Origin of the sequence: Ruegeria sp. HKCCSP346 (genome assembly GCF_017872595.1) — a bacterium.
Lineage (GTDB): Bacteria > Pseudomonadota > Alphaproteobacteria > Rhodobacterales > Rhodobacteraceae > Ruegeria.
The window spans coordinates 364,168-376,603 of record NZ_JAEDOT010000001.1 but is presented as its reverse complement, the minus strand read 5'-3'; the positions used below and the strand labels follow the sequence as shown (position 1 = coordinate 376,603).

Annotated in this window: 10 protein-coding genes; 6 read left to right on the top strand and 4 right to left on the bottom strand. The window is 58.4% G+C overall.

Features of this window, described 5'->3' with window-relative positions:
* Nucleotides 1-41: 41 nt before the first annotated feature.
* Complete coding sequence (locus tag I9185_RS01895) at nt 42-1,376, bottom strand: NAD(P)-dependent oxidoreductase (RefSeq protein WP_171723451.1); 1,335 nt, start codon at nt 1,374-1,376, stop codon at nt 42-44.
* Between the two features lie 442 nt (nt 1,377-1,818).
* Here I9185_RS01895 and I9185_RS01890 point away from each other — a divergent pair, with 442 nt between their 5' ends.
* The 3 genes from I9185_RS01890 to I9185_RS01880 all read left to right on the top strand — a co-directional run bounded on the left by I9185_RS01890 (nt 1,819) and on the right by I9185_RS01880 (nt 4,892).
* Complete coding sequence (locus I9185_RS01890; protein WP_210092220.1) at nt 1,819-2,814, top strand: hypothetical protein; 996 nt, start codon at nt 1,819-1,821, stop codon at nt 2,812-2,814.
* Between the two features lie 72 nt (nt 2,815-2,886).
* The gene (locus I9185_RS01885; RefSeq protein WP_171633102.1) at nt 2,887-4,179 is read left to right on the top strand and encodes an O-acetylhomoserine aminocarboxypropyltransferase/cysteine synthase family protein; all 1,293 of its coding nucleotides are present in this window, start codon (nt 2,887-2,889) and stop codon (nt 4,177-4,179) included.
* A 2-nt stretch (nt 4,180-4,181) separates the two neighbouring features.
* Nucleotides 4,182-4,892 (top strand): GNAT family protein, encoded by a 711-nt coding sequence (locus I9185_RS01880; RefSeq protein WP_210092219.1) that lies wholly within the window; start codon nt 4,182-4,184, stop codon nt 4,890-4,892.
* A gap of 2 nt (nt 4,893-4,894) precedes the next feature.
* Here I9185_RS01880 and I9185_RS01875 read toward each other — a convergent pair whose 3' ends face one another.
* Entirely contained in the window at nt 4,895-5,599 is a 705-nt protein-coding gene (locus I9185_RS01875; protein WP_348539706.1) for an SIMPL domain-containing protein, read from the bottom strand.
* A 155-nt stretch (nt 5,600-5,754) separates the two neighbouring features.
* Between I9185_RS01875 and I9185_RS01870 the strand changes: the two genes are divergently transcribed.
* Nucleotides 5,755-7,704, top strand: coding sequence for a hypothetical protein (locus I9185_RS01870; RefSeq protein ID WP_210092217.1), 1,950 nt, complete (start codon nt 5,755-5,757; stop codon nt 7,702-7,704).
* An 89-nt stretch (nt 7,705-7,793) separates the two neighbouring features.
* Here the strand turns inward: I9185_RS01870 and hppD are convergent, their stop codons facing one another.
* Nucleotides 7,794-8,891 (bottom strand): 4-hydroxyphenylpyruvate dioxygenase, encoded by a 1,098-nt coding sequence (gene hppD, locus I9185_RS01865; RefSeq protein ID WP_210092216.1) that lies wholly within the window; start codon nt 8,889-8,891, stop codon nt 7,794-7,796.
* Between the two features lie 147 nt (nt 8,892-9,038).
* Between hppD and I9185_RS01860 the strand changes: the two genes are divergently transcribed.
* Together I9185_RS01860 and I9185_RS01855 are read left to right on the top strand one after the other, a co-directional pair.
* Nucleotides 9,039-9,494 (top strand): Lrp/AsnC family transcriptional regulator, encoded by a 456-nt coding sequence (locus I9185_RS01860; RefSeq protein WP_171633115.1) that lies wholly within the window; start codon nt 9,039-9,041, stop codon nt 9,492-9,494.
* A gap of 20 nt (nt 9,495-9,514) precedes the next feature.
* Nucleotides 9,515-11,395: a monovalent cation:proton antiporter-2 (CPA2) family protein gene (locus I9185_RS01855; protein ID WP_209833366.1), complete on the top strand. Its 1,881-nt coding sequence runs from the start codon at nt 9,515-9,517 to the stop codon at nt 11,393-11,395.
* Between the two features lie 30 nt (nt 11,396-11,425).
* On the opposite strand, the gene cobT is transcribed toward I9185_RS01855, so the two are convergent.
* On the bottom strand, nt 11,426-12,436 hold the full coding sequence (gene cobT, locus I9185_RS01850) for a nicotinate-nucleotide--dimethylbenzimidazole phosphoribosyltransferase (RefSeq protein ID WP_210092215.1): 1,011 nt from the start codon (nt 12,434-12,436) through the stop codon (nt 11,426-11,428).

Sequence of the window (12,436 nt, the reverse complement as noted above, 5' to 3'; positions counted from 1 at the left end):
TACCTCAGCAGCGAAAGGAATGGGGTGAATACCCCACCCTATCACGAAACGAGCGTCGCGTGGATGTCCATCGCCGCGTCCCGACCTTCGGCAACGGCCGTTACGGTCAGATCTTCACCGCCCGCAGCGCAGTCACCACCAGCCCAGACACCAGCCAAAGAGGTTCGGCCAGCGCCGCTGACGGCGATCTTGTTGCCATCCAGCGTCAGGCCTTCGGGTGCGCCCTCCAAGGTCTGTCCGATGGCCTTGAGAACCTGATCGGCCGGCAAGCGGATCGTTTCTCCGGTTGCGATGAGCTGACCGTTCTGGCTGGAGGTATATTCCAGCTCGATCTCGGTCGCGGCGCCATTGCCGTGGATGGCCACTGGCTGAACATTGGTCATGATCCGAACGCCATGCGACGCTGCCAGGTCCTGCTCGTACCGGCTGGCCCCCATGGCATCCCGGCCGCGGCGATAGGCAATCGTGACGTTTTCGGCGCCCAGAAGCTTGGATTTCACGGCGGCATCCACAGCCGTCATGCCCCCGCCGATGACGACCACATTCCGGCCAACGGGCAGATCGGCAAGGTCGCTGGCCTGCCGCACGTCCGATATGAAATCAACCGCGGCCCGCACACCGTCCTTGTCAACACCGCCTGCACGCAAGGCGTTGACGCCGGCTAGACCGATGGACAGAAACACCGCGTCGTAGTTTTCGACCAGCCCATCCAATGAGATGCTTTCGCCCAAAACCGAACCGGTCTCGATTGCAATCCCGCCGATTTTCAGAAGCCAGTCCACCTCGGCCTGTGCAAAATCGTTGGTCGATTTGTAGGCCGCGATACCATATTCATTCAGGCCGCCGGGTTTGGGCTTGCTTTCATGGATCACCACGTCATGGCCCAGCATCGCCAGCCGATGGGCACAGGCCAGACCCGCAGGCCCGGCCCCTACAACGGCAACTGTCTTGCCGGTCGAAGGCGCACGTTCAAACGGATGCACGCCCGAGGCCATGATTTCATCGGTGGCGAAACGTTGCAGGCGCCCGATCTCAACCGGTTTGCCTTCGGCGGCCTCGCGAACGCAGGCCTCTTCGCACAATGTTTCGGTTGGACAGACCCGAGCGCACATTCCGCCCAGAATATTCTGTTCGAGAATCGTGCGCCCTGCTGATTGCGGTTGACCGGCTTGAATCTGGCGAATGAACAACGGGATATCGATATCCGTTGGACAGGCCGTCACGCATGGCGCGTCATAGCAGAAATAACAGCGATCTGCGGCTACTGCGGCCTCGTGCTGCGCAAGTGGCGGATGCAGATCGGTGAAATTCGAGGTCAGCTCATCGCTTGAAAGCCGCCCGGCTACGATGCCGGGTGCCATCTGGCCCTGTGCCATCACTCTACTCCCTGTAGATATGTTTGTTATGCTCTCAGCTTGCCACAAATATTTTTTTTATCAATTGGTAAAATTTGCCAAATGGTCAAAAAATGAAAAGCCTTGCAAAAACAACCGTGTTTTTGGGCACTTCGCTTAGGGGTTAAGCACGAAAAGCGTTGAATCATTGGGTCGGAAGGCAGGATTTGCCCAGGAAAGGGCTGTGCGGGTATGGGCATACAAGGTTCGGTCAGCATCGCACGCCACCGATTTTCCCTTACGACATGAACCGGGCCAACCTCGGAAAATCCGCAAAATGACCTTGCTCAGCCCTTTCTCGGCGCGATGAGAGGAATGCCATAGATAACAAGAAATCAAACTTTCGGCTTTTGACGCCCCACCCCGCTTGCTGTAACCCGGATCAAAGGGTGCCGGTTCCGGCAGCTTTCAGGAATGGGCATAGATGCAGGCAAGTTCTCGGAAATTCAACATCGCGGTTGTCGGGCAAAACAACCGCCTGCAATATGAGGCCCTGTTGTTCGCGGCCTCGCTTCGCCATTGTTCGCCCGGGTTCAAAGGCCGGCTGTTTGTCGCCACACCCAACCCGGGCCCGCGCTGGACCCACAACCCGAGCATCCAGGACGAAGACGTTCTGAAGGCCCTGAAACAGTTGGATGCCGAAATCCTACCCTTCGACTCGCATGTTTTCGGCGAAAGCTACCCTTATGGCAACAAGATCGAAGCCTTGTCGGCCCTGCCGGAAGGTGAACCCTTTGTGTTCTTCGACACAGACACGCTGATCACCGGCGACATCACAAGCGTCCCGTTCGATTTCAACCACCCCGGAGCCTCACTGAAGGTCGAGGGCACATGGCCAAAGCCGACGCTGTACGGCCCCGGCTTTGACGGTATCTGGCGGGCGCTTTATGCGCGCTTCGGGCTGGATTTCGAAAGCTCGGTGGATCCGGGCCAACCCCATGATTACTGGCGGCGATACCTTTACTTCAACGCAGGTTACTTTTTTTTCAAATGCCCCAGGATGTTCGGTGAACGGTACCTGGACTACGCAAGAACGATCCGGGATGAGAACATTCCCGAACTGACGGGCCAGAACCTTGACCCATGGCTGGATCAGGCGGCCCTGCCGCTGGTCATTCATTCTTTCGGCGGCGGGCGGGACGCTTTGCCGGACGGGCTTCTGGACGGGTCCGTCAGCTGCCACTATCGCCTGTTCCCTTTGCTTTATGCCCGCGAAAGCGATCACGTGATCGATGTGCTGGAAACCGTCGTGGCCCCCAACAAGGTCAAAAAAGTGCTCAAACAGTATGATCCGTTGAAAAAACTGGTTCTTCAGGGCAAAGGCGAAAAAATCCGTGCGCTCTTTGATCAGGACAATCTGCCGCGGCGGGAACAGGTGCTGCGCAACGCGATCAAAAGCAAAGGACTCTGGCTGCGCTGACAGGATCGTTGTGCGCAGGCGGGCAATGGCCTACAGATTCCGCAAGACAGATACCAACAGGAGATTTTCACGATGTCTGACGGCCCGACCTACGGTTTCGACACATTGCAAATTCATGCGGGTGCCCGCCCCGACCCGGCGACCGGAGCACGCCAGACACCGATTTATCAGACCACGGCCTATGTGTTCCGGGATGCGGACCACGCGGCGGCCCTGTTCAACCTGCAAGAGGTGGGCTTTATCTATTCCCGCCTCACCAACCCAACCGTCGCCGTTCTGCAGGAACGCGTGGCGACGCTTGAAGGCGGCGTCGGGGCGGTGTGCTGCTCGTCCGGGCATGCGGCACAGATCATGGCGCTGTTCCCGCTGATGGGGCCCGGCTGCAACGTGGTCGCCTCGACCCGTTTGTATGGCGGCACGGTCACGCAGTTCAGCCAGACGATCAAACGCTTTGGCTGGTCCGCCAAATTCGTGGACACCGATGATCTGGACGCCGTGAAGGATGCCATCGACGAAAACACCCGCGCCGTGTTCTGCGAATCCATCGCCAATCCGGGCGGTTATGTGTCTGATATCCGCGCGTTGGCGGATGTTGCTGATGCTGCGGGCATCCCGCTGATTGTCGACAACACCTCGGCCACGCCCTACCTGTGCCGTCCGATCGAGCATGGCGCGACACTGGTTGTGCATTCTACCACCAAATACCTGACCGGCAACGGCACCGTCACCGGAGGGTGCATCGTGGATTCTGGCAAGTTCGACTGGTCCGCGAATGACAAATTCCCGTCACTGAGCGAACCCGAGCCTGCCTATCACGGCCTGAAATTCCATGAGACTTTTGGTCCGCTGGCCTTCACCTTCCACGGCATTGCCATCGGTCTGCGTGATCTGGGCATGACCATGAACCCGCAGGCAGCTCATTACACGCTGATGGGGATCGAAACACTGTCGCTGCGTATGGAGCGCCACGTGGAGAACGCCCAGAAAATCGCAACGTGGCTGGAAGCGGATGACCGGGTGGAATACGTCACCTATGCGGGATTGCCGTCATCACCTTACAAGGACCGGGTCAAATCGCAGTATCCACGTGGCGCTGGCGCATTGTTCACTTTTGCGGTGAAGGGCGGCTATGACGCCTGTATCAAACTGGTCAACGCGCTGGAAATCTTCAGCCACGTGGCCAATTTGGGCGATGCCCGCTCGTTGATCATCCACTCGGCCTCGACCACCCACCGACAACTGACGCCGGAACAACAGGAAGCCGCGGGCGCAGGCCCCGGAGTCGTGCGGGTGTCAATCGGCATCGAAGACGTGAACGACCTGATCGCGGACCTTGATCAGGCCCTCGCCAAGGCCAGCGCCTGACTATGGCCGGGCACGACACAAACGACCTTGGCCAGCCCATCGGTTTGCCGGTGTCGGGTGACTTTCCGCGCCCGACGCCGCCTTACACACCGATGGAAGGCCGGTACTGTTCTGTCGTGCCACTGGATGTGAATCGCCATGCGCCCGGACTTTTTCGGGCGTTTGCCAATGACAGGGATGGCCGTAACTGGACTTACCTGCCCTATGGCCCGTTTGTCAGCGAACCGGAATTTGAAGACTGGGCCCGCGCCAACTGCATGGATGCGGACCCGATGTTTCATTCCGTATTGGATGCGGACGAAGTGCCAGTCGGCATGGCCTCTTATCTTCGGATCGAACCCGCAGCGGGTGCCATCGAAGTCGGCCACATCCACTTTTCACCGCTGCTGCAACGCAAGCCGCAATCGACCGAGGTCATGTACCTCATGATGAAGCGGGTTTTCGACGAGCTCGGCTATCGTCGGTACGAGTGGAAATGCGACGCACTGAATACACCGTCACGCAATGCCGCTGAACGGCTGGGATTTACTTTCGAAGGGGTGTTTCGACAGGCGACCCACTACAAGGGCCGCAATCGGGATACGGCGTGGTACGCGATCATCGACACTGAATGGCCGCGCATTCGCGATGCATTCGAAGCCTGGCTGTCGCCCGACAATTTTGACGGCACGGGCCAGCAGCGCAAACCGCTGATGGCCCGTGTGAAAGCGTGATCTTAGTCTGAAATCTCGAATTCCATCGAGACACTGACGGAAACCGACACCTCGCCGCCCGCGACGGGAACACCACCCGCATCCGCCATGCTCAGCGCGCGCATTTCTGCCATCGGACGAATGCCAGCTGTTTGCTCCGAGATCGACTGAACCGGACCAAGCGTCACGCCCGCTGCCTCTGCCAACTGCTGTGCTTTGGCCGTGGCTTCGCCAACGGCCTTGGCACGCGCCTGCGCCTCGATCGGTTTGGGATCCCGTACGCCAAAGCTCAAGCCCCCGAAATCATTGGCGCCGTCCTGAATGACCGCGTCCATGATCTTCCCCAGTTGGGTCAGGTCGCGTACGCGCACAAACACGCGGTTGGACGCCGTAAAGCCGGTGATTTCGGGCGTCTCCCCATTCTGTCCATGACGACCCGACCAGACGGGCGACAATGACAGGTCCCGTGTCTGGACGTCACGATCTTCGATACCCATCTCGGTCAGGCGCGCCAAGACTTTGGAAACGGCATCTGACGTCGCCTGCATCGCAGCCGAGGCTTCGGCGTCTTCGTTGGTCACGCCCAAGGTTATCGTCGCCATATCAGGCGCAATCTGCACTGTTCCGGTTGCATCAACGTTGATGCGACGTTCTTCCGCATGAGCGGCCCCGGCAGCCGTAGCCGCCATCATCGCGGCCAGAAAAGCGAATGTCTTCAAGGTTATCACTCCAAATTACTCTGCTTTTAGATGGGTTGACGGGCCCTTGCGATACAAGAGGAGATACCGCCTTTTTCTTTCCCTCGGCGGGTTCCTGCTTTAATGTCGGTCTGCAAACGCAAAGTCGTTTGCATTGACATTGATAATTATGGTTCCTCCGGAATATGAAACCCGCCTTTGCGCTGTCTTTTTCTGCGACCGGAATAACACTGCACCACCGTTCCGATGACGACTGGTTTGTTGTCGGTACGATTCCGCTGGATGTTCCGGACTTGTCCGCACAGATGCAGGCGTTGCGGGAAAAGGCATTTGCGCTGGAAAATGATCTGAGCTGCAAGCTTGTGCTGCCAGAGGATCAGATTCGGTTTCTAGAGCTTTCCACCGATAGGTTGCTGCCGGAATACCGGGCTGAACGTATCGAAACTGCTCTGACCGAGGCCACGCCTTACGCCCTGTCGGAACTGAGTTATGACAGCCAGACCGAAGGCGACACGACCTTTGTTGCCGCCGTGGCGGTTGAAACTCTGGCCGAAGCGCGGACCTTTGCCTCGGAAAATGGTTTTGTGGTGGTGGCGTTCACCGCCGAAGACAAAGAGGGCGCGTTCCCGCGTGAGGCGTTGTTTCGCGAAACCTCGGACGCTTCCGATCTGTCACACCCGGAAAACCAGCCATCTCCGGTGGAAACGGACGCAGTTGAACAGGCTGATGATTCCGACCTGCCCACCCATCCGATTGCCGGAACCGCCGCGCCCGAGGCTTTCCGAGCACCCCGGGAAACAACGAACAATCTTGATGCATCTTCAGGGGTAAACCGGTCTGTCATTCCGGTCTTTGCCGCCTTGCTTCTCGTTGGTGGACTTGTTGGCGTTTGGCTGGCATCGGGGTCCGACCCTGAACAGGATCAGGCGGAACAGAGCCCGGCTCAGGTTGCGGTTCCCGCCACTGAACCCGCCGCAGAGCCCCTGCCTGAATCGGAGCTGGACACGGCTGCGCTGGAAGCCCCGCAACAAACCGTTCCGGACCTTGCGATCGATGAAGCCGAAGTGCCTGCGAACGAGGCCTCGGAAACTGAGACCGGCACGCAGCCGGATCTGACTGCCACAGATGCAGCCATTCTGGAGGCCCTCAAAGTTGCCCCTACCGCGGTGGACTCCGTCGCTCAGGACCCCGAAACACTAAAAGGTGTCGAGGCCGTTACGGGCATAAGCACGACAGCGCCTGCGGCACCGGAAATACCTGAGACTGTGGAACCGCAGGAATTGTATCTGGCATCGCTGGACCACGCCGATCTGTTCGAGGATGCGGTTGCCTTACCGCCCGACCCCAGTTTTGACACCGACGCTCCTTTTGAACCCGACGTATCCCCCAACATTGCGGGCACTCGGTTTGATCTGGATGAGAACGGCCTGGTCGTGCCTACACCGGAAGGCACCGTTAATCCGGCGGGGGTCGTTGTTTATCTGGGGCGCCCTTCCAAGGTTCCACCTGAAACTCCGGTTCGTTTCGAAGAAGAACCTGTGGTTGACGAGGTCGACGACAGATTGGCAGGCATTCGGCCCAAGCCGCGCCCCGCTGATCTGGTCGAGAATTTCGAGCGCGGTCAACTGGGTGGCCGGTCACTGGAGGAATTGGCATCCAAGCGACCGAAAGCGCGCCCGGAAAACCTTCAGACCGAACCACAGGTCGATGAGGCACCAACGGCCTTGGCTGTCGTAAGAGTCCCGCGGCCCAAATCCCGCCCCGCCGGATTGGCCCCTGCCAAATCACCTGCTTCAAACAGTTCGAATCTTGGGTCCACAGCAGCATTGGATCAGAAATCCGATGACGCAGGATCGTTCCAACCAAAGACCGTCGCGCCCAAAATCCCTTCGACCGCGTCGGTCGCACGACAAGCCACGATCGACAACGCAATCAACCTGCGCAGGCTGAACCTGATCGGGGTCTACGGAACGCCGGCCAACAGACGCGCATTGGTGCGGCTTCCCAGCGGGCGTTACAAAAAGCTGAAAGTCGGAGACCGCCTTGATGGCGGGAAAGTCATCGCGATCAGCGACAGTGAGCTCCGATATCAGAAAAAGGGCCGCAACGTGACCCTGGCGATGCCGCGCAGCTGAAAACCGGCAATCGATCTTCTGACGCACCAACCGTCACATAAAAGCGCCGAAGGCAGATGAACTGCCCCCGGCGTGTCAGTGCGTTGCAATCAGGCTGCGGAAATCTCGCCGCTTTCGATCTGTTCGCGTTCGATGGATTCGAATAGCGCCTGAAAATTTCCCTCGCCGAAACCGTCGTCGCCCTTGCGCTGAATGAACTCGAAGAAGATCGGTCCGATGACGGTTTTCGAGAAAATCTGTAGCAGAATCCGGGTCTCACCACCGTCGACAACGCCTTCACCATCGATCAGGATGCCGTGTTTCATCATCCGGTCCAGCGGCTCCTCGTGGCCGGCCACGCGGGTCTTGGACATCTCGTAATATGCCTTGTTCGGGCCCGGCATAAATTTTAGACCGTTTTCCGCAATTGCATCGGTCGAGGCGTAAATATCGTCACTGCCGACAGCAATATGCTGAATGCCTTCACCTTTGTATTTCTTCAGGTAGGATACGATTTGCCCCGTCTCACCGCGGTCTTCGTTGATGGGGATGCGGATACGACCGCAAGGAGACGTCAGCGCCCGGCTGTACAACCCGGTGAACTTGCCCTGAATGTCAAAGAAACGAATTTCACGGAAGTTGAACAGGTCGCCGTAGAACTTGAACCACTTGTCCATGTTGCCCTTGTAGACGTTGTGCGTCAGGTGATCGAGATAGAAGAACCCCTCGCCCCGAGGTTTGGATTCTTTGATCCACTCGAATTCCTGATTGTATGGCGATGTGTCGTAATATTGATCGACGAAATAGATCAACGATCCGCCGATGCCCTTGATCGCAGGCACATTCATGGTTTTGTCAGCGCCGTCGTAAGGTTCCGCACCTTTTGATACGGCATGGTCATAGGCCTTTTGCGCGTCAACAACTCGCCACCCCATGGATGGCGCGCAAGGTCCGTGCTCGTCCACGAACCTCGCGGCAAAGCTGTCGGGATCCGCGTTCAGGATATAGGTGACATCCCCTTGCTGCCACAGCTCGACGGCGGGCTTTTCCTTGTGGTGGGCCACCAGGTCAAACCCCATCTTCGCGAACAGATCACGCAGCTCCTGCGGCTCAGGATGGGCAAACTCGACGAACTCAAACCCATCGGTACCGGCAGGGTTTTCTTCGCTGATAACAGATTTCGGGGCGTTGTGTGGGAAAGGACCCATGGCGCGTCTCCTTCGAAAACAGGAATTTCTTTGCTGATTCAAAAATATGACTTTTATGACGCTGTTTCTGCGCATTGTTTTCGTGTAAACTGCCGATAGGCGCGCAAAACGCGCATAAAAGTTAATAATGGCAGGATTTTTCCGCACATGCTGGACGCGACCGACAAGCGATTGCTTTCCGCCCTGCAAAAGGACGCACACCTGACCGCGCACCAACTGGGCGAAATGCTGAACCTGTCACCCAGTCAGGCAGGACGCCGCCGCCAGCGGCTTGAAGCCGAAGGGTACATAACCGGGTATGCCGCGCGGCTGGACCCGTTGAAACTGGGTCTGCAAGTGCAAGGCTTTGTTCAGGTCCATCTGGGAACTCATGGCCCTGAACAATCTGCAAGCTTCGCCCGCATGGTCGACACCCGCCCCGAAATTACCAGCGCATGGACGATGACCGGTGAGGCAGATTACCTGCTGCACATCTATTGTGACGATCTTTCCGCGCTCAACAGCTTGCTACATTCGGTCATCCTGCCGCATCCTGCCGTTGCAAGAGTTCAGAGCCAGATCGTAATGGACCAACTGAAACGCGACGCCCCCCTGCCCACCTGAACGGGCCCGAGAGGACACCTATGGACGTATTCCTATATCAGGCTTCAATCTATCTGGCAGCCGCAGTCATCGCCGTTCCCCTGTCTGCACGGCTTGGGTTGGGGTCGGTTCTGGGGTATCTGGCCGCTGGGATTATCATTGGTCCTGTTCTTGGCCTTGTCGGCGCGGAAACGGAAAACCTTCAGCACGTTGCCGAATTCGGTGTGGTGATGATGCTGTTCCTGATCGGTCTGGAACTGGAGCCGCGCGCCCTGTGGGATATGCGCGATAAGTTGCTGGGGTTGGGCGGGTTGCAGGTTGCGTTGTCGACGGCTGCGATTGCTGCCGTGGCAATGTACGCCAACCACCCCTGGTCGGTCGCCCTGGCCGTAGGGCTGACTTTGTCGCTGTCATCCACGGCAATCGTTCTTCAGACCCTTTCCGAAAAGGGCCTGATGCGAACAAATGGCGGTCGAGCTACGTTTTCGGTGCTGTTAACGCAAGACATAGCGGTCATTCCGATCTTGGCCTTGCTTCCACTTCTGGCCTTGCCGGCCATGCCTCAGATCAAATCGGATGGTTCGATTGACCGCGGGGCCGGAGGACTTCACGGCGCGGACCATCACAGCCTTTCTCTGGTCGAAGGTCTGCCGGGTTGGGCCGTCACGCTGGTCACGATCGGGGCAGTGGTGTTTGTCATTCTGGCCGGTGTCTACCTGACCCGTCCGCTGTTTCGCTTCATTCACGCGACCCGCCTGCGCGAGATGTATACCGCTCTGGCGCTTATGATCGTGGTCGGGATTTCCTTCCTGATGACCCTCGTCGGACTTTCCCCTGCCCTGGGCGCCTTCCTGGCGGGCGTGGTTCTGGCCAGTTCCGAGTTCAGACATGAAATGGAAAGCGACCTTGAGCCATTCAAAGGGCTTTTGCTTGGGCTTTTCTTCATCACGGTCGGTGCCGGGATCGATGTTGCCTACTTCTTTGATGACCCCCTTGACCTGATCGGTCTGGCGCTTCTTTTGATCCTTGCAAAAGGGATCATCCTGTATCTTGTGGGCAAGGCCTTCAAGTTGCGTGGGCGCGATCACTGGCTGTTTACCTTGGGCTTGGCGCAAGCGGGTGAGTTTGGCTTTGTTCTGCTGGCATTTTCCACGCAACAGAATGTCATCCCCCCCGACCTGTCCCAAAAACTGCTGATGATCATTGCTTTGACGATGCTGATCACACCGCTTCTGTTTATCATCTACGATCTTCTGTCGCGAAAGATCGGCGACACTTCCAAAGAACCCGTGCCGGATGAAATTGACGAAAAAGGCCCCGTCATCATTGCCGGGATCGGTCGGTTCGGGCAGATTGTAAACCGGTTGGTGCGGGCCAGCGGATTCAAGACGGTTGTGCTGGACCACAACATCGAAACTATTCAGCTGATGCGCCGTTTCGGGGTCAAAGGGTTTCTGGGCGATCCAACACGCCCTGAATTGCTGCGCGCTGCGGGATTGGAAAAAGCGTCGGTCCTTGTCGCTGCCATGGATGACCACAAACAAGTCACGCGGCTTGTCGGGTATGCCAGACGGCAGCGCCCTGACCTGCACATCATCGCACGCGCCCGCGACCGGACTCATGTGTACGAGCTCTATCAGGCTGGTGCCAACGACATCGTGCGGGAACTTTTCGACAGCTCATTGCGCGCAGGCCGCTATGTTCTGGAGAATATCGGGCTGAGTGAGTACGAGGCCGCACAGGCGGAACAGACTTTTTATCATCATGACCGGATGTCTGTTCGCGATCTCGCCGAGCTGTGGGTCCCGGGTCTGCCAACTGCCGAAAACAAGAAATACATCGAGCGTGCACAGCAGCTGGAAAAGGATCTGGAAACCGCGCTGCTGGAACTGGCCGAAAAACACGCCAAGAAGTCCGCCTGACCCAAGCCTGTGCCCGGGTCAGGCAATGAATCAACCGTCAGACACTCCTGCCTCGGCAAAGGTTGCCATACCGGAATGGCAGGCCACGGCGCTTCTGAGAATATTGATCGCCAGCGCCCCGCCCGAGCCTTCGCCCAGCCGAAGACCAAGGCTCAGCAGCGGTTCCTTGCCCAGCTTCACCAATACGGCACCGTGTGCGGCCTCGGCGCTTTGGTGGCCGGCCACGGCGTGATCCAGCGCGGTGTCCGACAGCCTCCACAGGCAGGCAGCGGCAGCGGTACAGATGAAACCGTCCAGGATCACAGGAATGCGCAATATCCGCGCGGCGGCAATCGCCCCGGCCATCGCCGCAATCTCACGACCTCCGAGGCAGCGCAGAATTTCAAGGCCATCCTCTGACCTGTGCAACGCTACACCTTCGGCCACAACACGGGTCTTGTTGGTCAGCCCCGCATCATCGACGCCCGTCCCGCGACCTGTCCAATCGGCCGCGTCACCACCGAACAGCGCGCAGGCAATCGCGGCTGCCGGGGTGGTGTTGCCAATGCCCATTTCGCCCACGACCAACAGATCAGCCTGCGGATCCACGGCCTGCCAGCCAGTGCGCAGCGCGTCCAGCAATTCGGCTTCCGTCATGGCCGGTGCCCGGGTGAAATCTGCGGTCGGGTTGTCCAGATCCAGCGCGTGAACATCCATCGTTGCACCCGCCGCCCGGGCCAGCTGGTTGATCGCCGCACCGCCATGTTCGAAGTTCATCACCATCTGCACGGTCACTTCCGACGGAAAAGCCGAGACCCCCTGTGCGGTGACTCCGTGGTTTCCGGCAAAGACGATGACCTGTGGCGCCGCGATCTTTGGACGGGCATCTCCGCGCCATCCTGCGTACCAGATTGCCAAATCTTCAAGTCGCCCCAGCGCGCCCGGGGGTTTCGTCAGTTGTCCGTTTCGCTCTGCCGCGCCCTGCGCCGCGGTGGCATCCGGCCCCGGAGCCGCTGCAAGCGCAGCACGGAACGCGTTCAAATCATTCAGTTCAGGCAACAT